A 25,197-nucleotide genomic window follows, 5' to 3' on the forward strand; every position below is an offset into this window, starting at 1 on the left:
CGCGAAAACGACATACCGGCGACTGGAATGTTGCATATCTTAACTTATCGGGCAGGTCCAGCCGGTGCAAAACCGGCACTTGTTCCATTATTCATTTCCTCATTTACTTCACGATTCATTTCGCTACCTTACTGCCCAAATAGCTGGACAGATCAAGCTTGCCGGTCGCCAACGCCGTACCCAGCAGCACGATCAGGCAGCCTGCCAGCATGGTCGCGCTAACTTCTTCCTTGAGAAAAATCGCACCCCAGATCACGCCAAAAATAGGAATCAGGAAGGTCACCGAGGCGGCATAGGCCGAACCCACATGCTCCAGCAAACGATAGAAAATCGCGTAGGCGATACCGGTACAAACCACCCCTAAAGCCAGCACCGAGTACCAGGCCGTGGCAGAAGCCGGCGCCGTCGGCCAATACAGAATCGCCAGCGGCAGCAACACCAGCGTCGCCGCCAGCTGGCTACCGCATGCGACGACAAAGGGCGGCACGCCGGCCAGTCGCGTCTTCGAATAATTGATGGCGAAACCGTAGGACAGCGTGGCCAGCAGTACCGCAGCTATCGCTAGCCACACGCCTGGCATGCCGCTGCCGATCTTGTCCGACACCAAGGTAATCACGCCCGCCATGCCGACCAGCATGCCAATGACTTGCGGCCGGCTCATCGGCGCTTTCAGCCAGGCGAACGCAATCAAGCCAGTCCACAGCGGCACGGTGGCGTTCAGGATCGCATCGAAACCGGCGTTGAGATACAAGGTCGAGTAGGCAAACAGGGAAAACGGCAGGGCCGAATTGGTGATGCCGACCACCAGCAGCGGCCACGCCTTGCTGCGCAAATGAGCGCGGGCGGCGGCCGAACGCAACACCGGCAGCAACACCAGCGCCGCTATCCCGACCCGCAAGGCGATCAGCGGCACAGGGCCGAATTCCGGCGTGCCGACACGCATGAAAAGAAATGATGCACCCCAGATGGCGGCGAGAGAAAACAGTTCAACTATATTCATGACTGGTCTTTTTGAGTGGCGACAAGGATCGAACAGACATTCGTTTGCATGCGGCAATATATCCGATAACCGCAAGACGCGCTCGACGCCGAAAAAGGGGAATGCAGGAACACTGCAGTCCGTCCAATTGAGCGCACGCCGTAAGCATGGGAGTGATAAGGCGATGAGCAATATTGTTTAAGTTCAGATGTGAGAAAACAGCTTGCTACTTGCCGCACACCCAATTAAATTCTCCGCGGAAATTAACGTTAATACGCGGAGGAAATTTCAGGATACGTTTCTGTTACTGAAAAAAAATTTGTGTGGGTACGCCACGAAACCAACTATATTTAACAATCAATCGCTGGACAAAATCTATTTTTGTAGCAGAATGGAAATAGTAATTTACCAATAAAAAATTGCGTCCCGGCAATGCAAAAAGGTAGATTGCCTGTAGGGGAGAGTCACATGGATATCGAGTGCGCAAAGACACTTGAGGTGAGTGGCGGCAGCAGCTCAGACACCAACTCGACCAGACACATAGGGATCATCGTTTTCGAAGGGATCGGACTGGCCAAACATCGGTTCGATACGCTGCCCATGGCCGGCACCGGAAACTTCGACACTTACCGAGATCCCCCGATTGCCTGGTTACAGCAAATGCGCGGCAGCGTACGTCGTATCGCGGCAATCTGCACTGGCAAGCCCCACAAAACGTTGCTCTGGTTGGTCGAACATCTGGCGGAAGCGATCAGAATGGTCGATGCGGCCTGTTCAGCGGCGAACAGGTCGCCAAATTGTCTCGCAAGCACATGTGGACTTCGCCGACCGAGTATCGCAAGGGAATACAACCAAGCTGAAGCATAGACCAACGCGCTATTGTAGGAGAAACGATGAGCACTCCCATCGCGATAGCGCCTCGGCTAACGCATGTTGGCCTCAAACCGCTACCGATCACCCTTCTTGCGACCATCTTTGTGGTGCTGGTTTGCGCCTCGCTGATGACGGTCGAGGTGTGGCGCAGTTGGAATGCGCGCGACATCGCATTGCGAGAAACAGAAATCGCGACTTCCAACCTGGCACGCGCCTTGTCGCAACATGCCGACGACACCATCAAGGAAGCCGACACCGTTCTGGTAGGCGTGATTGAACGTCTGGAAGCAGATGGCACCGGCAGCGCCTCGCTGGAGCGCCTGCATAAATTGCTGATCCAGCATATTGCTGAATTGCCCCAGTTGAATGACCTGTCTATCTACGATGAAAACGGACTATGGCTGGTCAACGCCCGCAGCGGACCGATCCCGCTCGTCAACAACTCTGATCGGCAGTACTTCAGCTATCACCGCAGCCACTCTAGCCGCGGACCTTTCATCGGGCCGCCGATACGCAGCCGCTCCACCGGCGTATGGATAGTCACCGTATCCAGGCGTTTCAATCATCCCGACGGCAGTTTCGCCGGCCTGGTGTTAGGCACCATCAACATCGACTACTTCAAGACCTATTACGAAAGCTTCGATATCGGCCGCGCCGGTTCAATTTTTCTCAGCCTGAATGACGGCACCATGCTGGTAAGGCGTCCGATGCAGGAAGATGCCATAGGAAAAAACCTGTCCAACTACCCGATCTATCGCGACTACGCCTCCAGGAGCGCCGTCGGCACGGCCGTCATGCACTCCGGCCAGGATGGCGTGGAGCGGCTGATCGCCTATCGTCACCTGGAGCAATATCCGCTGTTCGTCACCGTTGCCCGCTCAAAGGACGAGGTGCTGACCGACTGGCGTGCCGACACTTATCTGCACCTGTTCGGCGCCATGCTGCTGACGCTGGCCTTGGCCTTGCTAGGCTGGCGGCTGATTCACCAGATCCAGTTGCGCTTGCTGGCAGAGGCCGATCTGTTGCGGGTCCAGGAATCGCTGAAAACCCTCAATCAACATCTGGAGCGACTCGCCTTGCAAGACAGCCTGACCGGCCTTGCCAACCGGCGCCAGTTCGACAGCGCGCTACGCGACGAATTCAGTCGTGCCGCGCGTACCGGGATTTCGCTCGCGCTGGTGATGATCGATGTCGATTACTTCAAACAATATAACGATATATACGGACATCTGGCCGGCGACGAATGTCTGCGGCAAATCAGCGACGCCATAAGGGCCAGCAAAAATCGTCCGGGCGATCTGGCCACACGCTATGGCGGCGAAGAGATAGCGGTGCTACTACCCGACACCAATCTGGCGGGCGCGGTTGCAGTTGCAGAAAAGATACGGCTTGCGATCTACAATCTGCAGATCGAGCATCCTGGCGGTCCTGACGGGGTGATCACTATCAGTGCCGGCGTCGATGCCTTCGTCCCGGTCAGAGATGAGAATATTCCTTTTGAACTGATTCGAGCTGCGGACAGAGCGCTGTATGCCGCAAAATTCGCCGGTCGCAATTGCGTTTGTTCCAGTGCCGACCTGCATTAGCCGATAGTTGCTTCCTGTCCTGATTTCAAGCCCTGCCGCGACGCCCGCTTTCATACACTAAAGAACCCACAGCGATCAAACGATATAGCTCTTGCTCGGTCAGTTTGTATGACAACGCTGCAATCTCCCGCGCCAGCATGCCGATCAATAAATCATTTCCCGGCACCTGCGCTTGCGGGCTGGCGCAAGCGATCAAATCGACTATCTGTTCCGCTCTCATGATCCCACCTCTGAAAGATTATTCGGGATTGAAGCAAGGAAGCCTGGCATATGGCCAGTGCTTCCTCGTGGATCATTCAACCATTATTTCTTGGCGCCTCCCAGCAATCCGCCAAGCAAACCTGTCGCAGGGGCCAGCGGGCTCGCGGTCGATCCTGTTGCGCCACCGGCCGCACCGGTCAAGCCTGCTACCAGGTTGGTGACTGGGGCCAGAGGACTGGCACCCGCCCCCGTTGTGCCGCCAACCGCGCCAGTCAAGGCACCCAACAAACCGGTTACCGGAGCCAACGGACCGCCGGTTGAGCCTGTTGCGCCGCCGACCGCGCCGGTCAAACCACTCAACAAGCCGGTGGCTGGGGCCAACGGACCGCCACCGGTAGTTCCGCCCACTCCGCCAAGCCCCCCCGTAAGAGCGCTATTCAAAGGTTGCAATAAACCACCGGTCTTGTTGCCGAGCAGGGGTTGTCCGGTACCGACCAAGGCATTCGTGCCCAGACTCGCCACTGTAACGCCGACGCCGCTGACCACCGCGCCCAGATTACTGACCACAGGCACCTTGGCGCCGGTCAATGCGCCTCCCACAGTATTGACGCCGCCGCCCACTGTCGCCAGCAAGGTATTCACAGGCTGGTTGAGGCCGGTTGTATTGCCGATTGTTTGCGTCAAGGTAGCAACTGTGCTGGTCAGCGGCACGATTGCCTGACTGACGCTCTGAGTGATTTGTTGCACCGGACCGGTAGTCAGGACGCCGGTCAGCGGCGCTCCCAGTCCGGCGACAGTAGTGCCGACCTGGGTCACCAAACCGCCTACAGGCGTGGTCACCGGCGCCAACGGCGCCAATGGCCCGCTACCCAATCCAGAGACCAGCTGCCCCGCACTCGTTACAGTATTCCCCACATCCGTAACTACCCCGCCGGTACTGCCGAGAGTAGTGCCGAGCGCATTCGGATTGCTGCCGAGCTGGCCCAAGCCGTTGCTGATACCGCCACCCAAGGTCGCAACAATACCTGTGCCGTTATCAACCACTCCAGCCAAGCCGCTTTTTGCCTGGGTAGACAGGATCGGCACGTTATTGATCACGGTGTCGCCTATCGCACCAAGCGCGGCGCCTGTACCAGATACGGCGCCGCCAGCGTTAGAGAGGAAGTTGCTTGCAGCACCAGTACCGCCACCAGTACCGCCACCAGTGCCGCCACCAGTGCCACCGCCTGTGCCACCGCCTATACCACCGCCTGTACCACCACTAGTACCACCGCCAGTGCCAGTACCACCTGTGCCGCCGCCCGCACTACCACCGTCGCCACCACCCGCGCCGGTGCCGCCACCTGTACCGCCGCTGGCACCGAGAGCCTCCTGTCCGGTTCCTGCAGCCGAACCGAGTGATTTGCCCAAGTCGCCGCCACTGGCGCAACCGGCCAACAAACTGCTCAACAATAACGATGCGACGATCAGGCTACCTTTTTGCGATGTATTCATGATGTATTCCCCTTTATTGAAATTTCCAAGCAATTGTTCCTGCTTGTCTATTCCGCAAAGAACATGCCAACCGGAAAAACCTCGAACAAAGGAGCAGTGCAGGCCATCACTTCCCATAAAATCAAAAAATAAAACCTTATAAATCAATGACTAAAGAAATTTTCAAGCAAATCCAGATAAATTGCGCGCCGTGTTACACGGCAGCATTTGATACGTTACATGTAACGTAACGGCAAGCTGCGGACGGGTACAATTAATTGCCTTATCAACATCAAAAAGAAAAGCCATTACCTGCCCGAGGCTGGCGCTCAATCCTGCTTCGACGGAGCGATATCGACATTTACCTCGTCGGCAGAATTGAGATATCCTCAAACCTCTAGAAAAAATGGCAACACATGCACACTCCCGCAGCAATGGATGCGGGATACGCAACTAGTTAAGCCAAACAAGGTCAGAGGATGCGCACTGGCGCAATGTTGCCGGTGATTATTTAAGCAGCGCGAAACAAGGCGTAGGGCGGGCAAAATCTATTACCGCCTTGCGATGATGTCTATTGATCAGAGGAATGTCATTGTTGGTCCAGAAAACCGCGGCGTCCAGCCCGCAAAATCCAAACAGAATGAGAAAATTCGGCCTTGCGCTAATCCTGCTGGCCACCCTCGCCGCCTGCGGTACGCCATCCGGCTCCGATACCAATGGCACAGCGCAGCCCAGCGGCCCCGGCTATTACGCGGTGCAAAAGGGCGACACCCTGTCCAGCATTGCGCGCAAATTCCGGCTCAGCAATAGCGACATCATCAGCTGGAACAAGCTATCTGACCCAAATGACATCAAGGTGGAACAAGTATTGCGGGTCGCGCCCCAAGGCGTTCGCGCCGGCAGCAAAACCACGCCGCGCAGCGTCGACAATAGCGCCGCTAGCGCTGCTGCCGGCGCAGCCAACGACGAACAAAATACGATCGACTGGACCTGGCCCGCAAGCGGCCAGTCCGCCGGCGGCCTCGGCCAGGGGAAAAAGGGGATGGATATTTTCGGCGAGCTCGGACAGCCGGTGCTGGCCGCCGCCGCCGGCAAGGTCATGTATTCCGGCAGCGGCATACGCGGCTACGGCAACCTGGTCATCATCAAACATGACAGCAATCTGCTATCGATCTACGCCCACAACAAGACCATCGTCGTCAAAGAGGGGCAGATGGTTGGCAAGGGCCAGAAAATTGCCGAGATGGGCAAAACCGACAGCAACTCGGTCAAACTGTATTTCGAGATCCGGCGCCAGGGAAAACCGGTCGACCCATCCCGTTATTTACCAAGTCGCTAAGAAGCGGATCTGCTTCTTAGCAGACAAAAAAGGGCGCATGAAGTGAGTAAATTCGCCCCCCTTAGGATAATTCACAGCAACTGTCCCTGCTGCGGCTCAATAAGCAATGTAGGGCCCCGCCGTACCGCCAGCCGATACGCCTTCAAGCGCGGTATAGACTGAGCGCCCAAAGTAGAATGGCAGCCCCCAGTCGAAAAACGAGGCAAAAGCCGCGGCGCCGGCCAGATTGCCGAATGCCGTGTTACCCGGGTTGGACTGGAACAGCGAATCTGCATTGGCCACATTGAAGCTGACGCTATTGCTGCGGCCGTTCACGCCGGTATTCACCGCATTCCTGCTCAACGTCGACGCTGGGCAGTAAAAACCTTTACTCGAGGTGCAGTTGGGAATAGTCGAATCGGCAAAGAACAGTCCATTCGAGCCACTGTCAAAAAAGGCTTGCATGGTCTGTCCCTGATACAGGGTGCTCAAGTTGCCGGAACTGTTCAAGGAATAGATGGTGGCGCCGCCCAGTGCATTATTGGCTTGCGTGCCGATGCCGAAAATCAGCGAACCGGTGACGCCAGACGCGCCATTGCTACCCACTGCAGGCAGTTGTATCAGCGTGCCGTTATTGTCCTGCGGGAAAACCGCCACCGGATTGCCCACTTGCCTGTCCAGCGCCAGCGCTGTAGCGCTGCAATTCGTGCCCGAGCAGGAATAATACCAGCCGGCCAGCGCCTGACTGGCGCAGGCCGCGCCGCAGTCCTGGATAAAGGTGCTGATGCCGAGCAGGCCGTTGGCATGGAATGCCGCCACTGTATTTTCCGCCACCAGGCTGCCGGAACAGCCGCCAGGCACAGACGGAAAAGCGCTGTCGCCTATGATCTGCACGGAGATGCTGCTGGCAACCTCGCCGGCGATGCGTAAATCCGCCTGTTTCACCGAACCCCAGCTATAGCCGTCAGCAAACCGTGCGCATTCGGCCACGGTGCTGCCGTCGGCGCTAGTCACCGATGGCAGAGCCATATTGCCAGCCAGGGCAGAAGACATGATGCGCAAACCGCTAGATCCGGTATCCACCAGAATGTGATCGATGGTCTGGCATTGCGTCGTACTGCCAGGCTGGCAGATGGTCAAGGTGGCATAGGGCGAATTGACGGCGCCGACCGACTGGCCGGAAGCTGTCAGGGGTCCGCTATCGAGCACCAGGGTCTGGACATTTTGTGCGGGTTGCGGTTGCGGCGTCGAGGCCGGCGTTGAAGCGCTGCCGGAACCGCCACCGCCGCCGCAGGCGAGCAAGAGAAGACTGCAGAACAGGCAAAGCAGATACGTCAAGAAGCGCATAGTCATCCCCCGGTCAGCGAATATTGTCAGGAGTCACGCCTTGCGGCAGCAAGGCTGGCACATAAGCACTGCCGGCGAAGGAACGCATATGTCCGCCCGAATGCAATACCAGCTGGTCCGACTGAATCGCTACCGCGCGCCGTCCCGGATGCGGCGCACTGGCTGCGCTCGCATATTGATCCGCATAACTGCCCAGCAATTGCTGAAGATTCGGCATGCTAGGACCTTGCCAGCTGACGGCAAACACGATGTTATCGGCACCGATGTATTCGCGCACCGTGGTGCCCGAGGGCTCCACCACTTCGCTCACCGAATAGCCGTTGTAGCTGGTTACCCGGGCGCTGGCCATGGCACGCGCGCTACCCGCCTGAGCCTGGCCTTGCTCTGTGCCGCCGGCCGGGCCGACAGCCGCGCCAAGCGCGGCAAACGCCGGCGCGGATTGCGCAAACAGCAACACACACAGGATAGTAACGGGCAATCTCATGGCTCACCTCGGTTCGAATAACGAATATCAGCCAAATCATACCCGATGCCGCAGGGCAATTCACAAAGATGTTTTAGCGTCCGCGCCAGCCATTGCCGCTCGTAATATGCTATATATTTTTCGCTGCTTGCAAGGAATTGGTTTAATTGCGGCTTAGTTGCGGCTTAGTTGCAACTAACTCCGATTAAGCAGGCGCATACGCACAAACCCGATGTGTTCGCGCAACACGTAAAATTGATCGGCAAAAGCCAGCGGCATTTTCATCCGGTTCACCGCTTCTTCGATATGATCCAGGCGCTTCAACAGCTCTGCCTGCTGTTCCGGGGTGTCGGTGTCGGTGACAGCTGCGCGTTCCAGTGCGATCAGGATGCCGTACCAGCGATAGATACGCGATTTGATGCGCCAGCCGTAGAGCAGCGGCACCAGCTTGAAACCGGGAATCAGCAACAAGATAATCGGCAACAGCACGACTAAAGTACGATCGACCAGGCTGGCAAGCCAGAACGGTAAGGTGCGGTAGAAGAATCCCTTACCCGACTTGTAGTAACGGGCGGCATCGTCGCTGATGCGGAACTCATGCGCCAGGGGGGCCGGAAATTCATCGGCGCGCTGCAGCACACTGGCGCCGCTATGCACTTCCTTGGCGGCCTCAATCAACAAATCGGAGAGTGCCGGATGCAGGTCTTCGCGGGCAATCAGTTCGGCGGTCGGAGCAATCAGGCGAATGTCGCGGCCGGGTATATTCTTACCCAGATCGAACACGCCTTTTGGAATCTTCAATTCGGTCAAATAGCTGAAACGGCGCGCGTAGGCGCTGGCTTGCGCAAAATCGACAAGACGGATGCCGGGTGTACGCAACAGCTTGCCCATGGTCGGCGGCGAGGCCGAATCGCCCATCAGAAAAGCAGCGTCGATCTTGCCTTCAGTCAGCGCCTGCGCCGCTTCGTCGCCGCCGATATCCAGCAACTCGACCTTGCCGCCGGCTTCGATACCGTTGGCTTTCAACAAGGTCAATGCCAACACCCGCGAACCGCTGCCTGGCACGCCGATCGCTACCCGTTTTCCGCTCAGTTCTGACAGCCGATCCATTCTGTCGCGGCCGCGATAAAACACGGAGACCGGCACATAGGAAATACTCCCCAGCGACACCAGCCGATCGATGGGCAGGTCGCCAGCTACTCCGCCCTGGACAAAAGCAACATCAACACCGGAGTTCGGATCGCTTATTTTTTTCAGATTATCCAGCGATCCTTCCGAAGTCACGATGTTGAGCTTGATACCGTTGCGCGCCAAAATCTTCTTGTATTTCTCTGCCGTATTCCAGAAGTTGCTGTGTTCGGGACCGGTGGCCATGGTGAGGGTCTTCGGCGGCGCCGGATGGATGAACCAGATCGCCAGCCAGATGGCGACAATCGCCAGCAAGACAATCGGACCGAAGCTGATAGCCAGGTCGCGCCACGAAATCGCGACGAAACGCATCGTGATATTTTTCGCGGATTTTTTCAGGTCGGACGGATTGAATGGGGTAGCCATGAGAATTATTCTATCGTTGAAAGGCATGATTCTGCAGCATGATACGGGATGTAGAGTATCACCTGCAAAGCAAGTTCAAGAACAGTCAATGGCGACAGGCCAACAAGGTGTCGCTTGCGTCCGCTTCCACCATGGGAAGCAAGGTCGGCGTGAGCGACTTGAGCAATTGCACCGACAGCGCACTCGTAAACTTGTAGCTGGCAGCATAGGGCTCGTGGACGTAAGCGGTCATGGTGCCGAAGAAGCGATCGCCGATAAAAAACACGAAGGTGGCGGAACGGTTCACGGCGCGCGAGGATATCAGCCTGCCGCCCGCCGCGTAGACCTCGAACCGCTGGTCGCCGGTGCCGGTTTTTCCGCCGACTCCAATCGGCTTGCCGTTCGGATGGAGTGACGGCAAGCCGCCCTTGAGGCGTTTGGCAGTGCCGCCCTCGACCACATCAATCAGCGACCGCTGCACTACGTCCGTTATCTCTTGCGGCAGCAGCCGTTCCGCCGCCGGTCCGCTATTCTCAAAGTGCGTTTCATATGGCGTTCCCTGCGCCAGCGCCAGGGTTTGCAATTTCCTGAGCGGCAGGCGCATGCCATGATTGACGATGATCCCCATCAATTCCGCCAGCGCGGCGGGCCGGTCGCCCGAGGCGCCGACCGCGGTTGCATATGAGGGAGTCAGGGATTCGAAGGGGTAGCCGAGCCGCCGCCAGTCGCGGCCGATTTCCAGAAACGCCTCGAGCTCCAGCATTTGCCGGATGCGTTTATCTTGCTTGTTTTTATTACGGGTTTTGAAGAGCCAGGCATAAACGTCCTGACGCGCGTCGCGGCTGGCGTCCAGCGTCTGCGTCAGCGTTGCGTCCGGATGCTGATGCATGAATCCGAGCAGCCACAATTCCAGTGGATGGATGCGCGCGATGTAGCCGCGATCGGCCAACGAAAATTTGTCCGGTCCGTACTGCTCGTACAACGCCTGCAACTTAGCCTCCGACAAGCCGTCTTTGGGAAACTGCTTGTGCATGAAAGCAGAGAACTGCTGCAGATCCGCGTCCGGCGCTATGCTGCGGAACACCGTGGCAAGTCGCGCCGGCACCGGATGCACGTTTTCCAACAACAGCTCCTGCGCCTCCTGCGGCGTCTTGCCTTGGTATTTTTTGTAGAAGCGAACCATGAACTGGCGTCCTTCTTTATCGGCAAAGCGAGATAGAATTTCCTGCCGCTTCGCTGCACTCATACCATCCATCGACGCGCTACCGGCGTCGGCGCCAACCATCTTGAATTTGTAATGGCGCACGATGTCGCGCATGAGCCGTACAAAAACCAGATTCACCGATTGCTGGAAACCTTCGCGTATCGTCATCACCTTGGTGTTTTCTTCAGACTCGAAATTCGTGAATGTCTGCACGCCGCCACCGGTCACAAATGCCTCCCCCGGGCTGCCCGAGTAGCGGCGTTCCATGGCCGCTTCCAGCATCGCCGGCAAAGCCAGGTCCTTTGCTTGCGCCAGGTAGCCCAGCGCCCATAGACTCAGCACGTCCTCCTTCTCCACTGGAAAGCGGGCACGCTGGTCCGCAGTCATGCCGGCGTAACGCTGATGCAAATCGGCGATTATTTCCAGATAGGTAATCAAGGTGCGCAACTTGGCGGTAGATCCCAGATTAAGTCTGGCGCCCTCGTTGATGTCGAACGGCTGGTCGAAATTATCGGTCTGCACGCGCAGCAGATTGGCGCCGCCGCGCTGCTCGAACAGCGTAAAACTGAAAATCAGCTTGCCCGGATCGTCGCCTGGACTGAGCATGTTATGCCCATACAGTTCCGCCGCTTTGGCGTCGGCGGGCTGCTTGAGCTGGCGCAGCACGCTTGTCACCGCGCGCTGCATCTCGCCGTTCATGGTGGTCGCCGCGGTGAGATCGAGGCGGTCCAGATCGTAAAGGTGGTTGACGTGCAACAAGCCAGAAAGATTGGCGCGCAATGCAGTCACCGCTTTACGCGTGACAAATGAAATAGGTGGTGCGCTGACCGATTTTTGCTGCAGATTCAACTTGAGCGGCAACGCCGCGTCGCGCAGCGCCGCCGGGATAATCCCCGCTGCCGCCAGCAGCCGCAAATGACTGTCGGTCAACTGCGCCAGGTCGGCGGCGCCTTCCCGCAGGTAATACGATGGCCGGCGTTGCGCGATCATCAGCGAAAGCGCTTGCTTGAATGCCTCTGCCTTGCGCCCTAATTGAGATTGATCGGGATCGCCTGGCGCAGGGTCGCCTGCCGCAGGATCGCCTGCCGCCACATCGGCGTTGTTGCCCGTCTGGTTGCCCAGCAGCCGGTTCACCTCATCGAAATCGCGCCCGTACCAGGCCCACAGGCCGTCGCCCAGGCCATCGATTTCACCGTAGCCGGGCTTGGCCGCAAGCGGCACGGTATTCAGGTAATCCAGCACGATCTGTCGGCGCGCCGCAAGCGTGTTTTCACCGCCCAGATACGCCCTGACCGAAGCCGACGCCATCTGCTGCAGCTTTTCTTGCGGCGACGCGGTGCGACCATCAGGCGAATGACGATATTTTTCGATCTGCGTCGCCAGCGTGCTGGCTCCCGGCGTCTGGTGCGACTTATCGAACACATGCAGCACCTGATCAGAGACGGCCCTGCTGAAGCGGCCCCAGTCGATCGCCGGATTGTGCAGCGGATAACGGGTAGTGAGCAAGTCACGGTCTTCGATAAAGAGCAGTGTATCTGCCAACAAGCGCGGCACCGCTTCGAAATCCTTATATCTGCGCTGAGGGAAACGTTCCGAGTACAGGGATTGATCATTGCAATCAAATAAATCAAGGCCCGTTTGCGTCTTCTCGCTATAAACCGGCGAGAGTCCTTTATCGATGAGTTCCGCGAGCCGTGGCGAGATCCGCGCTTGTTGCGTAATCCGGTAATCGTGCATGGTCAGGAATTGGGTAAAAGCCGGGATCTTGCTATACCCGAGGCGCTCGTCGTAAGGGCCTGATTTGGGGAAACGGATAGCGGCGCTGGCCCCGGGTTCGAGTTTGAATGTCAGTTCACGGCCAAGTTCGGACAGACGGCGCGCCTGCCATTGAGATGAGCGCAATTCGTTATTGACCATTCGGGCGGCAAATCCCAGCAGTCCGAGTAGACCTATGAGTAACAGCAACTTGCCCCAATTACGTAGCGTCACTTTTTTTATGGGTAGGAATGCAACTTGGCGGGAGTGCCTGCATATCAAGATAATCGCCTTTTCAGACTATGTCTAGCTGCGATTGAGGCGTTTATTTTTTAGGCCGACACGCAGACCGGACGATGCCGGAGTCGCCTCCGCGCTATTCTACAAACAAGGCCGCGGGCGATTCAAGATAGCCGCGTAGCGACTGCACGAATTCGGCTGCATACTGGCCGTCGACCACCCGATGATCGAAGGAGGACGACAGATTCATCATCTTGCGCGCCCCTACGATTTTGTCACGTATCACCGGCCGCTCAATAATCCGGTTGACTCCGACAATCGCCACCTCCGGGTGATTGATCACCGGCGTCGACACCAGCCCGCCCAAGGCCCCCAGGCTGGTAATCGTGATGGTTGAACCGGAGAGCTCGGTGCGTACCGCCCTGCCCGCCCGCGCAGCCTCGGCCAGACGGGTGATTTCGGCCGCATTCGACCACAGGTCGCGCGCCTCCGCATGATGCACGACCGGCACCATCAAGCCGGCCGCAGTCTGGGTGGCTATGCCGATATGCACTGCGCCGTAGCGCGTGACTACGCCGGCATCATCGTCGAAACGGGCGTTGCATTGCGGGTACTCGCGCAACGCCAGCACCATGGCGCGCATCAGCAGCGGCAGCAGGGTCAGGCGGCCGCGTTCGCCGCCCCATCTCGCGTTCAGATGGGCGCGCAGCGCCTCGATGTCGGTGACATCGCATTCTTCAACGTAGGTGAAGTGCGGGATGCGGCGCTTGGATTCCTGCATTTTTTGCGCGATCTTGCGACGCAAGCCGATCACCGGTATCGCTTCTTCGCCATGGCGTTCAGCATAGCGCTCCGCATAGCGCCTGTCGTCGGCACTCGCCGCCGGCGGGCTGCCGCCGCGGGCGGCATGCGTGACATAGGCATCCAGATCTTCATGCGTGATACGGCCATCGACGCCGCTGGCAGGCACATCTTGCAACGCAATCCCAAGCTGGTGGGCGCGCCGGCGCACGGCTGGCGATGCAGTCGGTGCAGTGGCGGCTGGCCGCATGACGTGTACGGAAACGGTATCTTGAAGCGGCAGTTTGGCGGTCGGCATTGGCGTTACCGTCGCCTGCGGCAATGCCGTCAATGTTGTCGATGCCGCACCGGCATGCTCCGCTGCTTCAACCTCGATGCGTATCAACTCGCCCCCTACTGCCAGCACCTGGCCAGGTTCACCACCCAACGACAGCACCCTGCCTACCACCGGCGAGGGAATTTCGACGGTCGCCTTGTCAGTCATCACGTCGGCCAGTATCTGGTCTTCGACCACGCGTTCGCCAACCTGCACGCGCCAGGCTACCAGTTCAACCTCGGCAATCCCTTCGCCGATATCCGGCATTTTGATTACATGGATACTCATCTTGCCTCCAGCGCGCGTTTGAAGGCCGCCCCGACCCGGTCCGGGCCAGGGAAATAAGCCCACTCCTGAGCGTGCGGATAAGGCGTATCCCAACCGGTCACGCGTTCGATCGGCGCTTCCAGATGGTAGAAACAATGCTCCTGCACCAATGCCGCCAGTTCCGCGCCGAAGCCGCTGGTGCGGGTGGCTTCGTGCACCACGACACAGCGCCCGGTCTTCTTGACCGAGGCGACGATGGTATCGAGGTCGAGCGGCCACAGGCTGCGCAAATCGATAATCTCGGCGTCGATGCCGGTCTCGCGCGCTGCCGCTGCCGACACGAATACCATGGTGCCGTAGGTCAGCACCGTCAACTCGGCGCCAGGACGATATATCGCGGCAGATTCGAGCGGCACCGTGTAATAGCCCGCGGGCACCTCTCCCAGCGGATGCTTGGACCACGGCACCATCGGCTGATCGTGATGGCCGTCGAACGGGCCGTTATACAGGCGTTTCGGCTCCAGGAAGATCACCGGATCGTCATTCTCGATCGATGCAATCAGCAGCCCCTTGGCGTCGTACGGGTTAGATGGCATTACCGTGCGCAGGCCGCAGACATGGGTGAACAAGGCTTCCGGGCTCTGGCTATGGGTCTGGCCGCCGTAAATACCGCCGCCGCAGGGCATGCGGATCGTCATCGATGCCGTGAATTCGCCGGCCGAGCGGTAGCGCAGACGCGCCGCCTCGGAGACGATCTGGTCCGAGGCCGGATAGAAATAGTCGGCGAACTGGATTTCGACCACCGGCCGCAAACCGTAGGCCGCCATGCCGACGGCAGCGCCGACAATTCCGCCTTCGGATATCGGGGCGTCGAATACGCGCGAAGGGCCGTATTTCGCTTGCAGGCCTTCGGTGCAACGAAACACGCCGCCGAAAAACCCCACATCCTCGCCGAATATCACCACATTGCTGTCGCGCTCCAGCATGATGTCCATCGCTGAACGCAGCGCCTGGATCATCGTCATAGGTACTGTCAACGAGCTTGCCTCAGGCTTCACGTCTTTCTGCGCTGCCATGATCACACTCCCAGTTGCCGGCGCTGCTGCCGCAGATGCTCCGGCATGTCTTTATAGACATCTTCGAACATCGTCGCCGGACTGGGTATCTGGCCGCTGGCCAAGGTGCCGTAGCGCTCCGCCTCTTTCTGCGCTGCGATCACTTGCGCCTCCAGTTCCTGTTCCGTGTCCTGGTGCTCCTGCTCGGACCAGGCGCCAATCCGGATCAGATGCTGTTTGAGACGGGCAATCGGATCCCCCAGCGGAAAATGCGACCAGTCGTCTACCGGCCGATACTTGGAAGGATCGTCGGAGGTTGAATGCGGGCCGGCGCGATAGGTGATCCATTCGATCAGGGTTGGTCCCAGGTTGCTGCGCGCCCGTTCGGCAGCCCAGCGCGAGGCGGCGTACACGGCCAGGAAGTCATTGCCGTCGACCCGCAACGAGGCGATGCCGCAGCCGATGCCGCGCGCGGCGAACGTGGTGCTCTCGCCGCCGGCGAGCGTCTGAAAGGTCGAGATGGCCCATTGGTTATTGACCACGTTGAGAATCACCGGGGCTTGGTAGACGTGCGCGAAAGTGAGCGCGGTGTGGAAATCCGACTCGGCGGTGGAACCGTCGCCAATCCAGGCTGAGGCGATTTTAGTGTCGCCTTTGATCGCCGAGGCCATGCCCCAGCCGACCGCCTGGATGAATTGCGTTGCAAGATTACCGGAAACGGAAAAGAAACCGGCGGCGCGCACCGAGTACAGCACCGGCAGCTGCCGCCCTTTCAGCGGATCGCGCTGATTCGACAGCAATTGGCAGATCAAATCCACCAGCGGTACGTCGCGCGCCATCAGCAGGCTTTGCTGGCGGTACGTGGGGAAGCACATATCGCCTTCCTGCAATGCCAGCGCATGCGCCGTGCCTATCGCTTCCTCGCCCAGGCTCTGCATATAGAAGGACATTTTTTTCTGGCGCTGAGCGATCACCATACGGGCATCGAAAATCCGCGTTTTCATCATGGCTCGCATCCCGCGGCGCAGCAATTCGCGGTCTATTTCCGCAGCCCAGGGGCCGACAGCACTGCCATCGTCATCCAGCACCCGCACCAGGGTATAGGCCAGATCGCTGGTGTCGGACGGCAGCACTTCCAGCGGCGGCCGGCGTACGGCGCCGGCCGCCGCCAGATGCAGATAGGAGAAGTCGGTTTCGTGGCCGGGCCGGCCGCTAGGCTCCGGAACATGCAACGTCAGAGGCTTATACTGGCCCATACCCGCTCCCTCGCGCTTGGTAATGTCCAGTTGAGTTTAGCAAACTTTAGCGCTGGCGGCTTTTTACTTTTACCATCCTTTTACAATCATTTTGCAGCCGCTACAGCGCTGTGAGTTGCCGGCGCGACTGCTCGCGCGCTCATAGCTTGTAGCCGATTTGCCGCAACAAATCCTTACGCCATTTGATGTCGTCCTCGCCTTCGATGCCTTTGGTGTGGAGGCCGTCCACCACGCCCAGCACGGCGCGTCCCTGTTCGGTTTCAGCAAGAATCACTTCGCTTGGATTGGCCGTTGCGCAAAAAATGCGGCATACCTCCGGCACCATCTTGACTGCGTTCAAGACGTTCAGCGGATAGAAGCCGTCGCCCAGGAAAATGATGAAGCAATGGCCGGCGGCAATCGCTTGCGCGTTCTTTTTGGCAAGCTCAACCATGGCGGGATCGGTGCCCGACCAGCGCACCAGGCATTTACCGGAAGCTTCGCAAAACGCCAGGCCGAAAAGAATGCCCGGCACGGCGGCCGCCAAGGCTTCGTGGAGATCCTCCACGGTTTTGATGAAATGGGATTGGCCAAAGATGAAGTTGATTGTTTCCGGCTTTTCGATTGTTACCGTGATCAGTTGCATCTCGCGCCGCTCCCTTGCCAGGATTGTGACCTGCATGGATCATCCGCAGGGAACTCACTGCAAACAACGCCATCAGGCTAGCCCAGCAACGCCTCATATCCGATATGAGAACCTGCCTCTTTCAGCCTGATCCATGAGATCGAGGAATTGCTCCCTGCGCATCTGGATCAGGGCTTCGTGGTCGCCTGCCTCGAAGTAGATCTCCGGCTGATGCAGCAGGCTCTCGTCGAGATAGGTTTGCAGTCCATAGGCGGTGCATACCGGATGCAGCGCTCCTACATCGCAATCCTTGAACAGCTCTCGCAATTCGGCTTCTTCGGCCAATACCAGGCGGCGCCCGGTCTGGTCCCATAGCTCTGACAATTGCAAGTGATAGGTTGACGGCAGCACCGCCGCCACATAGCCTTGGGCATCTTCCAGGACGATCGTTTTGGCCAGGCGATCGCCCGGAATATGCGCCATCTCTGCGGTTTCGCTGCTGGCGTGGCTGTGCGGATGATGCAAGATATTGTAGCGGCTGCCTTTGCTGCGCAGGCAGTCCTCCAGGGTAACGGAAACTGACATGACGATCCTCCGCCGGAATGAGGTGGATGGAAATTATCGGTTGTTGTTTTCAATATAGTGGCATTCCGCCTCCCTGGAAAGGTCAATTCGCCAAGCTTAGCGATGCATCATCCCGCCGCTACGCAATACGCTGCTTCCGGCAACGCTTTGATGCTGCATCGACGCATGGTCAAAGTGATGGTGATGACGGTCGCGGTCGATAAAGATTATCTGCGAACCGAAGCCGAACGGACCCCAGTACCAGGGATCGTAATAGGCGTATGGGTAGCCGTAGTACTCGCGCTCGGTATTCTGCATCAATTGCCACGTATCGTCGCTTTGCTTGCAGGCAATGCCATTGACCGGCTGCACCTGCCCGTTAATTTCAGCCTGGGTCGTCACTTTCTGGCAAACCGGTTTGGCGGCGTAACCCGACGTGCCCTGGCTGCCGGTGCAGGCAGAGAGCGCCAGCACCAGTGCTATCAAAGGAATTTCGTTGTACATGATGTCGTCCTCGATAAAGGCCCGACGTAAGGACGCGCGCAAGTTTGGCGCAAGGCAACATCGGTTCGCCTCACAGGTGGCTGCCGCCGTTGCAATGCACTATTTCGCGCATCAATCTGATACATGATCCGACGGCAAGCTCGCTTGTAATATGTAAACGAAAAAGCAGACGCCACTATTCCAGCACCGTGTTTATTTTCGGATAGAGGAGAAATCCGCCAGGAGACGGATGCAGGCCGGCAACATGAAAATGGTTAGCGCCATGCCTCCGGATGTCCGCCCAACGCGCTGCAGACATCAATCGCCATGGTGCGCAATTGCGCCACGGATGTTTGGCCGGACAGCGCATATCCCATGCCCTGATTTACCCAGTAGAAGGTACTTCGCTTGCCGTCGTGGAGCAGGCGGAACGCTGTGGTTTCCTTGGCTGTTGCAGTAACGTAGAGGGTCAGCCGTTCGCCCTTGCCGTTTTGATACATGAACTGCGCCGCCGGACCTGTTTCGCCAGGCAACAAGCGTCCCCCAACCAGCGTATAGCCATATTCCTGGAGCGATGGCGTTTTCAGCGGACGATCGAGACGCTTGGACAACCAGCTGATCAGATGTTCCTCGTCGGCCGCGGCAACTTCGACCGGATGGCGCTGCTCCGGGGCATAGACAGCGTAGGCAATGTCCGCACGTTTGGCGAACGCCGGCTGCTCGTTGGAGAAATACTGCCCCAGCCAGCCGGCAGCCGCCCCGCACAGCAATCCCGCAGACAGCCAACCGGCGGCCACTCCGGTACTGCGCCACCACGGCGTCCGCCGCGGCAGGAAAATGCACCTGACGTTGTCTTGCGGCGTCGCAAACAAGGCTTTTAATGCGGCATTTTGTGCCCGGTAATCGGCAATCCGCGCGCTATCCTGCGGCGCGTTCGCCAGCCGTTCGATGACTGCCGCCTGCTCGGCGGCGGAAAGCTCGTTGTCGACCCACGCCGACAAGGCCTGTAAATGCGCCTGGTCCGGGTCCGGCAACCTGGAGCTGGTATCCTCGTTCATGACCTGTATCTCGTTACCTATTTATCATTACTTGCTATTGCCACTTGCTATTACAACTTATTTTTCACTACCTTGAGCGGCGGCCGTTTGCTGCCCGGATCTTCCTTCAACAAAGAACGCATGCGCTCCCGGGCTCGCGACAAGCGCGACATCACCGTGCCGACCGGAATGTTCAAAATAGCCGACACCTGCTGATAGCTGAGTTCCTCCAGGCCGACCAGCAACAGCACCTCGCGCTGCTCGACTGGCAAGCAATACAGCGCGCGTTGCACGTCGGCCAGGAACAGCCCGTCGACTTCGCCGGCCGGCGCCGCCATCGTGCGCCAAGGCGCGCTTTCATCGTCAACGGCGATTTCGCGGCGCTTGCGCAACTGGTCGATATACAAGTGCCTCAGAATAGTCAACAGCCACGCTCGCACATTGCTTTCGGGCTGCAAGGTATGCCATCGGTTCAGGGCGCGCTCTGCCGTGTCCTGCACCAAGTCGTCAGCCCACGCGGTATCGCCTGTCAGTGCGCGGGCATAGCGCCGCAACACCGGCAGCCAGACCACCATGTCGGCTTCGAAACTCATAAGGGCGTTCTCTAGAGCCCAGGCTAATCGTCAATAACTGTTGCTGTTCATCGCGCCGCGCTTCGTTTGGCTCGGCTTCAAGGTTTCGCCGTATGCCACATGCCGCCCTTGCCGTCGCCGTTGGCATCGCCGGCTTTCTTGTCCATGGCGAAGCGGTATAGCGGATGCCCCTTGTAGGCCCATTGCCGCTTGCCGTCGGCGCCTGTCACAAAACTCCAGTCGCCGCCAGCCTTGTCATAGGAATCCGCCTGAGCCGCCGGCCAATTTGCCGCACAAGCACCTTCGCAAGCGCTCTTGCCGGCAACCGTGTCCTTGTCAAAGGTATACAGTGTCCGGCCAGCTTCATCCACTAGCATCCCGTGGACGGTCTTGGGTGCCTCAGCCAATGCAGGCAAGGCGAGAGTGGCGCAGCTAAGCAGTAGAAATAGGGGTTTTCGCATGATTCCTCCTCAGGGTGATCGGTGGAAAAAAATGCTGCCTGGAACCAGCTCCGGGAATGATGGCTGGCTTAGCAGTTAAACGTCCGGCACAAGCAGTTTATTCCAATTTTCTGCAACCATTTGATACATTATTTTCATTCCGGTGACTATTAAGCTGGGACAACAGTCGGTCCGGTCACAGGATCTTCGCGGACGGATTTACCGGGACAATCCCGATCATCCCCCAAAATCCTCTACACTGTTGGCACTTAACCTATTCGAAAAACCAAGCTTGCATGCACGCCGACCTTGAAATCAAGCACACTGTCGATCCCGCCATCGATAGCATTGTCCCGGCGCTGGAGTGCCGCGGGCTGCGCAAGTCTTACGGTCATGGCCGGGTGGTGCTGGCGCATCTCGACTTCACGCTGGCTGCCGGCGAATACGTCGCCATCATGGGCGATTCCGGCGTCGGCAAATCGACCTTGCTCAACCTGATTGCCGGTCTCGACAGTGCTAACAGCGGTTCGATACTGATAGACGGCGTTAACATCTCCAGCCTCAACGACGATGCCGCCACTCTCCTGCGCCGTCAAAAACTCGGGTTCATTTTCCAGGCCTTCCATGTGCTGCCGCACCTGACCTTGCAACAGAACGTCGCCCTGCCCCTGCTGCTCAACGGCGCGTCGCCGGAGCGCGCATCAGAGTTGCTGGCTGCGGTCGGGCTGGACGGCCGCGGCAACGACTTTCCGCGCCAGCTGTCGGGCGGCGAAATGCAGAGGGTGGCGATCGCGCGCGCCCTGGTGCACCGGCCCACATTGATCCTTGCCGACGAACCGACCGGCAACCTGGATCCGGACACCGCACATGAAGTGCTGGCGCTGCTGCGCCAGGAAATCAAGGCCAACGGCGCCTCGGCCATCATGGTCACGCACTCCGCCGCTGCGGCCGCAAGTGCGGACCGGATCCTGATCATGAGCGCCGACGGCTTGCATCCGCCGGCCGAGAAATCCTGATTCCCGCTCATGCGATGACGTCGACCAGCACCGATACTGGCACCGATACCGGAACCCGCGCTGCCAAAACCGGCAATCCGATCCGGACCCTGGCGCGCTGGCTGCTGCTGGGCGAGTGGCGTGCACATCCGGTACGCGCGCTGGTGGCGATTGCCGCCATCGCACTCGGGGTCGCGCTCGGCTATGCAGTCGACCTGATCAATGGCGCCGCTTTCAACGAATTTTCCGCCGCCGCCAGAAGCTTGTCCGGCCAGTCGGATCTGCAACTGCGCGGGGTGCAAGGGCTGTTCGACGATGCCTTGTATCCGCAACTGGCAAACAGAGCTGGGGTGGCGCTTGCCAGCCCGGTACTCGAACTCAACGTCACCGTGCCGGGCCAGACCAGTGCGCTGAAAGTGCTTGGCATAGATACCTTGCGCGCAGTCCGCATCACGCCCGACCTGATTGGCGTGCCCGCTCCGGAGCGGCCGTTCGACACGCTGGCCGACGATGCCATCTTCTTGTCACCGGCAGCGCAGCAATGGCTGCAAGTACAACCCGGCCAGACGCTGGCCCTGCGCAATGGCACCGCCATCGTCAAGCTGAGAGTCGCCGGCGGCCTGGTGCGGGCGCGGGCCGGACAGCGGCTTGCCGTCATGGATATCGGCGCGGCGCAATGGCGCTTTGGGCGCATCGGCCAACTGTCGCGTATCGATCTCAAGCTGCAGCCTGGCGTCAATCGAGACCAGTTCAGGCGTGCCCTGCAGGCTGAGTGGCCGATGCGCTTGCAGGTATCGGCAAGCCAGGATCAGGAAAGCCGCAACGACAATATGTCGCGCGCCTATCGCATCAATCTGAATGTGCTGGCGCTGGTGGCGCTGTTTACCGGCGCCTTCCTGGTGTTCTCGACCCAGGCGCTGTCGGTAATCCGGCGCCGTTCGCAGTTTGCCCTGCTGCGCGTGTTGGGATTGCGGCGCAGCCAGTTGTTACGCCAGGTATTGCTGGAAGGCGGCCTGCTGGGTTGCCTGGGAGCGTTGCTCGGCTTGGCGTTGGGATATCTATTCGCAGGCCTGGCCCTGCATTTTCTTGGCGGCGATCTGGGCGGCGGTTATTTCCGCGGCGTGCAGGCAAGCGTACAATTCGACCTGCCGGCGGCACTGATTTTCTTTGCGCTCGGCAGCGGCATCGCCCTGCTAGGCAGCCTGGCGCCGGCATTGGAAGCGGCCCGGGCGCAACCGGCGGCGGCGCTCAAATCCGGCAGCGAAGAAACCGCGCTGGCGCGGCTGGCGACGCCCTGGCCGGCGTTAGGCTGCTTGCTGCTCGGTGCGCTGCTGACGCAAATGCCGCCGCTGTCCGGCTTGCCTGTCTTCGGCTATATGGCAGTCGCACTATTGCTAATCGGCGGCATCACGCTCATGCCGCGGCTAGCTTCGCTGGCGTTTTCCGCACTCCAAAGATTCAGCCTGGGACGTCGCAACGGCGTCATTACAACCCTGGTGCTGGCGCGCCTCGCCAACGTTCCGGGGCAGGCCTCGATTGCGCTCGGCGGCGTGCTGTCCAGCTTTAGCCTGATCGTCGCGATGGCGATCATGGTCACCAGTTTTCGTATATCGGTCGACGACTGGATGCAGCAGATATTATCGGCAGATCTGTATGTACGCTCGGCCAGCAATGGCGAGACCGGCGCCATGCGGCCTGCCGAACAGCATTTGCTGGCGACGGTGCCAGGCGTGGCGCGCGCCGATTTCCTGCGTACTTCGGCACTCACGCTAGACCCGGCGCGGCCGCCGGTGGCATTGATCGCACGCGCTGTCGACGCCGCCGATCCGGTGCGCACCTTGCCGCTAATCGGCCCGCAGCTGCCGTCCAGTGCGATTGCCGCGGATAGCTTGCCGATCTGGGTCTCGGAAGCGATGGTCGACCTGTACGGCTACCATCTCGGGCAACAAGTCACGCTGCCGCTGGCCACGCATCCCTACCGCTTCACCGTGGCCGGCATCTGGCGCGATTATGCGCGGCAATCGGGAGCGATCCAGCTGCGGCTGGCGGATTATCAGCGCTTGAGCGGCGATACCGAAGTCACCGACGCCGCACTCAGTTTGCAGCGCGATGCCGATCCGGGTGCGGTCATTGCGGCGCTGCGTGCACTGCCATTCGGTGCGACGCTGGAATTTTCCCAGCCGGGAGAAATCCGCGCGCTCACCTTGACCATTTTCGACAGAAGCTTCGCCGTCACCTATCTGCTGGAAATCGTCGCCATCGTGATTGGCCTGTTTGGCGTGGCAGCCACCTTCTCGGCCCAGACCCTGGCGCGAGCACGGGAATTCGGCATGCTGCGCCATGTCGGCGTAACGCGCCGCCAGATCCTGTCGATGCTCGCGCTGGAAGGCGGTTTGCTGACCGCGCTAGGCATGCTGGTAGGCTTTCTGCTAGGTTGGACCATCAGCCTGATCCTGGTATTCATCGTCAATCCGCAATCGTTTCATTGGACCATGGAACTGCATATGCCATGGCTGGGACTGACGCTGGTGGCGTTGTTGCTGCTGTTCTCAGCCGGCGCGACGGCTTTGCTGGCAGGTTCACGCGCGGTTTCCGTCGATGTGCTGCACTCTGTGCGGGAGGACTGGTAATGTTGTCTGGATTTCGTCGCCGGCTGCTGTGCGCCCTGCTGATGTTGTGGGCGCCGCCGCAATTTGCCGCACCGCCACGCTTTGCACAAGTCGTCCCCGGGCATCCGCTGGCGCTGCCGCAAGACAGCGGCGCCCATCCCGATTTTCGCACTGAATGGTGGTACGCCACCGGCTGGCTCAACACGCCAGACGGCAAGCCGATCGGCTTTCAGATTACCTTTTTCCGCTCCGCCACTGAACATGATCGCGCCAATCCGAGCGCCTTCGCACCGACGCAACTGATCATTGCCCATGCGGCGCTATCCGACCCCAGCCTGGGAAGGCTCTTGCACGCGCAAAAGAGCGCCCGCGCCGGCTTCGGCCTGGCGTATGCCAAAGAAGGCAATACCGATGTCGCGCTGGATGACTGGCGCTTGCTGCGCGGCGCCGACGGCCGTTATCAGGCCAGCATCGCTACCGGCGAATTCAGCTTGCAGCTTAGCCTGACGCCCAGCCAGCCGCCGTTGCTGCAAGGCGATCAAGGCTATTCGCGCAAGGGACCGCAAGCGGCGCAAGCCAGCTACTACTATAGCGAACCGCAATTGCGGGTCAGCGGCAAGCTGACCCGCGCCGGCCGCGGGCAGGAGGTCAGCGGCGGCGCCTGGCTCGATCACGAATGGTCGACCAGCGTGCTGGATGCCGATGCGGCGGGTTGGGATTGGCTGGGCGCCAACCTGGAGGACGGTTCAGCCTTGATGGCGTTCCAGATTCGCAATCGCAGCGGCAACAAGATATGGGCCCATGCCGCCTTGCGCGACGCCAGCGGCAAGCTCACCCAGTTCCCTCCCGAGCAAGTCAGCTTCCAGCCAGAGCGCAACTGGCGTTCGCCGCGTACCGATGCCAGCTATCCGGTGCAGCAAGCGCTGCATATCGGCGCCGATACAGGCGCCGGCGCCATCGTTTGGTCTTTGATACCCTTGCAAGACAATCAGGAACTCGATTCACGGCAATCGACCGGATCGGTATATTGGGAGGGTGCGGTGACCGTGAACCGCGACGGCCGGCGCGCCGGGCGCGGTTATCTGGAACTGACGGGTTATCTCAAGGCCTTGAAATTCTGAACAGCGAGACCACAAGCTTTCGTTTGGCCTATGGTTTCTATTTTTGCCAACCGGGGCTAAACTTAAGGTCGCGCTGACGTTCTCCAAAAGATGATACATTTGGCA

At 59.2% G+C, this 25,197-nt stretch carries 22 protein-coding genes; 6 read left to right on the top strand and 16 right to left on the bottom strand.

From position 1 onward, the window contains the following. Positions 1-115: 115 nt before the first annotated feature. Positions 116-1,000, bottom strand: coding sequence for a DMT family transporter (locus BLV81_RS16460; protein WP_092358203.1), 885 nt, complete (start codon positions 998-1,000; stop codon positions 116-118). Positions 1,001-1,447: 447 nt separating this feature from the next. Here BLV81_RS16460 and BLV81_RS16465 point away from each other — a divergent pair, with 447 nt between their 5' ends. Beyond that, complete coding sequence (locus BLV81_RS16465) at positions 1,448-1,846, top strand: type 1 glutamine amidotransferase family protein (RefSeq protein ID WP_143036355.1); 399 nt, start codon at positions 1,448-1,450, stop codon at positions 1,844-1,846. 26 nt (positions 1,847-1,872) lie between these two features. After that, a complete protein-coding gene (locus BLV81_RS16470) occupies positions 1,873-3,438 on the top strand; it encodes a sensor domain-containing diguanylate cyclase (protein ID WP_092358207.1) in 1,566 nt (521 codons plus the stop codon). Positions 3,439-3,463: 25 nt separating this feature from the next. On the opposite strand, the gene BLV81_RS16475 is transcribed toward BLV81_RS16470, so the two are convergent. Both BLV81_RS16475 and BLV81_RS16480 read right to left on the bottom strand, forming a co-directional pair. Next, positions 3,464-3,658, bottom strand: a complete 195-nt coding sequence (locus BLV81_RS16475) for a hypothetical protein (RefSeq protein WP_092358209.1) — start codon at positions 3,656-3,658, stop codon at positions 3,464-3,466. An 83-nt stretch (positions 3,659-3,741) separates the two neighbouring features. Beyond that, on the bottom strand, positions 3,742-5,133 hold the full coding sequence (locus BLV81_RS16480; RefSeq protein ID WP_092358211.1) for a collagen-like triple helix repeat-containing protein: 1,392 nt from the start codon (positions 5,131-5,133) through the stop codon (positions 3,742-3,744). 619 nt (positions 5,134-5,752) lie between these two features. On the opposite strand from BLV81_RS16480, the gene BLV81_RS16485 reads away from it, so the two are divergent. After that, positions 5,753-6,451 (top strand): peptidoglycan DD-metalloendopeptidase family protein, encoded by a 699-nt coding sequence (locus tag BLV81_RS16485; protein WP_092358351.1) that lies wholly within the window; start codon positions 5,753-5,755, stop codon positions 6,449-6,451. Positions 6,452-6,547: 96 nt separating this feature from the next. Here the strand turns inward: BLV81_RS16485 and BLV81_RS16490 are convergent, their stop codons facing one another. The 13 genes from BLV81_RS16490 to BLV81_RS16550 all read right to left on the bottom strand — a co-directional run bounded on the left by BLV81_RS16490 (position 6,548) and on the right by BLV81_RS16550 (position 20,388). After that, positions 6,548-7,777, bottom strand: a complete 1,230-nt coding sequence (locus tag BLV81_RS16490) for a DUF3443 domain-containing protein (RefSeq protein WP_092358213.1) — start codon at positions 7,775-7,777, stop codon at positions 6,548-6,550. Between the two features lie 13 nt (positions 7,778-7,790). Beyond that, a complete protein-coding gene (locus BLV81_RS16495; protein ID WP_092358215.1) occupies positions 7,791-8,261 on the bottom strand; it encodes a DUF2844 domain-containing protein in 471 nt (156 codons plus the stop codon). A gap of 174 nt (positions 8,262-8,435) precedes the next feature. Continuing rightward, the gene (locus tag BLV81_RS16500) at positions 8,436-9,794 is read right to left on the bottom strand and encodes a TAXI family TRAP transporter solute-binding subunit (protein ID WP_092358217.1); all 1,359 of its coding nucleotides are present in this window, start codon (positions 9,792-9,794) and stop codon (positions 8,436-8,438) included. A gap of 85 nt (positions 9,795-9,879) precedes the next feature. Beyond that, on the bottom strand, positions 9,880-12,894 hold the full coding sequence (locus tag BLV81_RS16505) for a transglycosylase domain-containing protein (protein ID WP_092358219.1): 3,015 nt from the start codon (positions 12,892-12,894) through the stop codon (positions 9,880-9,882). A 214-nt stretch (positions 12,895-13,108) separates the two neighbouring features. Then, positions 13,109-14,377, bottom strand: a complete 1,269-nt coding sequence (locus BLV81_RS16510) for a dihydrolipoamide acetyltransferase family protein (protein ID WP_092358221.1) — start codon at positions 14,375-14,377, stop codon at positions 13,109-13,111. Beyond that, a complete protein-coding gene (locus BLV81_RS16515; protein WP_092358223.1) occupies positions 14,374-15,432 on the bottom strand; it encodes an alpha-ketoacid dehydrogenase subunit beta in 1,059 nt (352 codons plus the stop codon). Before BLV81_RS16515 ends, BLV81_RS16510 begins: the two co-directional genes overlap by 4 nt. Positions 15,433-15,434: 2 nt before the next feature. Continuing rightward, a complete protein-coding gene (locus tag BLV81_RS16520; protein ID WP_092358225.1) occupies positions 15,435-16,667 on the bottom strand; it encodes a 3-methyl-2-oxobutanoate dehydrogenase (2-methylpropanoyl-transferring) subunit alpha in 1,233 nt (410 codons plus the stop codon). A 139-nt stretch (positions 16,668-16,806) separates the two neighbouring features. Then, on the bottom strand, positions 16,807-17,292 hold the full coding sequence (locus tag BLV81_RS16525) for an adenosine-specific kinase (RefSeq protein ID WP_092358353.1): 486 nt from the start codon (positions 17,290-17,292) through the stop codon (positions 16,807-16,809). Between the two features lie 93 nt (positions 17,293-17,385). Further along, positions 17,386-17,856, bottom strand: coding sequence for an aminoacyl-tRNA deacylase (locus BLV81_RS16530; RefSeq protein ID WP_092358227.1), 471 nt, complete (start codon positions 17,854-17,856; stop codon positions 17,386-17,388). A 96-nt stretch (positions 17,857-17,952) separates the two neighbouring features. Next, positions 17,953-18,339, bottom strand: a complete 387-nt coding sequence (locus tag BLV81_RS16535; RefSeq protein WP_143036356.1) for a hypothetical protein — start codon at positions 18,337-18,339, stop codon at positions 17,953-17,955. A gap of 254 nt (positions 18,340-18,593) precedes the next feature. Further along, positions 18,594-19,376 (bottom strand): anti-sigma factor family protein, encoded by a 783-nt coding sequence (locus BLV81_RS16540; protein WP_092358231.1) that lies wholly within the window; start codon positions 19,374-19,376, stop codon positions 18,594-18,596. 50 nt (positions 19,377-19,426) lie between these two features. After that, positions 19,427-19,948, bottom strand: a complete 522-nt coding sequence (locus tag BLV81_RS16545; RefSeq protein WP_092358233.1) for a sigma-70 family RNA polymerase sigma factor — start codon at positions 19,946-19,948, stop codon at positions 19,427-19,429. A gap of 77 nt (positions 19,949-20,025) precedes the next feature. Further along, positions 20,026-20,388, bottom strand: coding sequence for a COG4315 family predicted lipoprotein (locus BLV81_RS16550; RefSeq protein WP_092358235.1), 363 nt, complete (start codon positions 20,386-20,388; stop codon positions 20,026-20,028). Between the two features lie 275 nt (positions 20,389-20,663). Between BLV81_RS16550 and BLV81_RS16555 the strand changes: the two genes are divergently transcribed. From BLV81_RS16555 to BLV81_RS16565, 3 genes are read left to right on the top strand one after another with little or no spacing between them, the layout of a single operon-like run. Next, positions 20,664-21,383 carry an ABC transporter ATP-binding protein gene (locus BLV81_RS16555; protein ID WP_092358237.1) on the top strand — a complete coding sequence of 240 codons (720 nt, stop codon included), beginning with the start codon at positions 20,664-20,666 and terminating at the stop codon, positions 21,381-21,383. A 14-nt stretch (positions 21,384-21,397) separates the two neighbouring features. Continuing rightward, positions 21,398-23,992 (top strand): ABC transporter permease, encoded by a 2,595-nt coding sequence (locus BLV81_RS16560; protein ID WP_092358239.1) that lies wholly within the window; start codon positions 21,398-21,400, stop codon positions 23,990-23,992. After that, positions 23,992-25,092, top strand: a complete 1,101-nt coding sequence (locus BLV81_RS16565; RefSeq protein ID WP_092358241.1) for a lipocalin-like domain-containing protein — start codon at positions 23,992-23,994, stop codon at positions 25,090-25,092. The genes BLV81_RS16560 and BLV81_RS16565 overlap by 1 nt, the downstream gene beginning before the upstream one ends. The last annotated feature ends 105 nt before the right edge of the window (positions 25,093-25,197 follow it).

Source organism: Collimonas sp. OK242, assembly GCF_900107095.1.
GTDB lineage: Bacteria > Pseudomonadota > Gammaproteobacteria > Burkholderiales > Burkholderiaceae_D > Collimonas.

What these genes read in the sequence shown, in the direction of transcription:
- BLV81_RS16460 (WP_092358203.1), bottom strand. Translation starts at nt 1,000, where the DNA reads ATGAATATAGTTGAACTGTTTTCTCTCGCCGCCATCTGGGGTGCATCA.
- BLV81_RS16525 (WP_092358353.1), bottom strand. Translation starts at nt 17,292, where the DNA reads ATGCAACTGATCACGGTAACAATCGAAAAGCCGGAAACAATCAACTTC.
- BLV81_RS16510 (WP_092358221.1), bottom strand. Translation starts at nt 14,377, where the DNA reads ATGAGTATCCATGTAATCAAAATGCCGGATATCGGCGAAGGGATTGCC.
- BLV81_RS16475 (WP_092358209.1), bottom strand. Translation starts at nt 3,658, where the DNA reads ATGAGAGCGGAACAGATAGTCGATTTGATCGCTTGCGCCAGCCCGCAA.
- BLV81_RS16480 (WP_092358211.1), bottom strand. Translation starts at nt 5,133, where the DNA reads ATGAATACATCGCAAAAAGGTAGCCTGATCGTCGCATCGTTATTGTTG.
- BLV81_RS16470 (WP_092358207.1), top strand. Translation starts at nt 1,873, where the DNA reads ATGAGCACTCCCATCGCGATAGCGCCTCGGCTAACGCATGTTGGCCTC.
- BLV81_RS16505 (WP_092358219.1), bottom strand. Translation starts at nt 12,894, where the DNA reads ATGGTCAATAACGAATTGCGCTCATCTCAATGGCAGGCGCGCCGTCTG.
- BLV81_RS16490 (WP_092358213.1), bottom strand. Translation starts at nt 7,777, where the DNA reads ATGCGCTTCTTGACGTATCTGCTTTGCCTGTTCTGCAGTCTTCTCTTG.
- BLV81_RS16495 (WP_092358215.1), bottom strand. Translation starts at nt 8,261, where the DNA reads ATGAGATTGCCCGTTACTATCCTGTGTGTGTTGCTGTTTGCGCAATCC.
- BLV81_RS16530 (WP_092358227.1), bottom strand. Translation starts at nt 17,856, where the DNA reads ATGTCAGTTTCCGTTACCCTGGAGGACTGCCTGCGCAGCAAAGGCAGC.
- BLV81_RS16545 (WP_092358233.1), bottom strand. Translation starts at nt 19,948, where the DNA reads ATGAGTTTCGAAGCCGACATGGTGGTCTGGCTGCCGGTGTTGCGGCGC.
- BLV81_RS16520 (WP_092358225.1), bottom strand. Translation starts at nt 16,667, where the DNA reads ATGGGCCAGTATAAGCCTCTGACGTTGCATGTTCCGGAGCCTAGCGGC.
- BLV81_RS16465 (WP_143036355.1), top strand. Translation starts at nt 1,448, where the DNA reads ATGGATATCGAGTGCGCAAAGACACTTGAGGTGAGTGGCGGCAGCAGC.
- BLV81_RS16500 (WP_092358217.1), bottom strand. Translation starts at nt 9,794, where the DNA reads ATGGCTACCCCATTCAATCCGTCCGACCTGAAAAAATCCGCGAAAAAT.
- BLV81_RS16535 (WP_143036356.1), bottom strand. Translation starts at nt 18,339, where the DNA reads ATGTACAACGAAATTCCTTTGATAGCACTGGTGCTGGCGCTCTCTGCC.
- BLV81_RS16515 (WP_092358223.1), bottom strand. Translation starts at nt 15,432, where the DNA reads ATGGCAGCGCAGAAAGACGTGAAGCCTGAGGCAAGCTCGTTGACAGTA.
- BLV81_RS16540 (WP_092358231.1), bottom strand. Translation starts at nt 19,376, where the DNA reads ATGAACGAGGATACCAGCTCCAGGTTGCCGGACCCGGACCAGGCGCAT.
- BLV81_RS16560 (WP_092358239.1), top strand. Translation starts at nt 21,398, where the DNA reads ATGACGTCGACCAGCACCGATACTGGCACCGATACCGGAACCCGCGCT.
- BLV81_RS16550 (WP_092358235.1), bottom strand. Translation starts at nt 20,388, where the DNA reads ATGCGAAAACCCCTATTTCTACTGCTTAGCTGCGCCACTCTCGCCTTG.
- BLV81_RS16555 (WP_092358237.1), top strand. Translation starts at nt 20,664, where the DNA reads ATGCACGCCGACCTTGAAATCAAGCACACTGTCGATCCCGCCATCGAT.
- BLV81_RS16485 (WP_092358351.1), top strand. Translation starts at nt 5,753, where the DNA reads ATGAGAAAATTCGGCCTTGCGCTAATCCTGCTGGCCACCCTCGCCGCC.
- BLV81_RS16565 (WP_092358241.1), top strand. Translation starts at nt 23,992, where the DNA reads ATGTTGTCTGGATTTCGTCGCCGGCTGCTGTGCGCCCTGCTGATGTTG.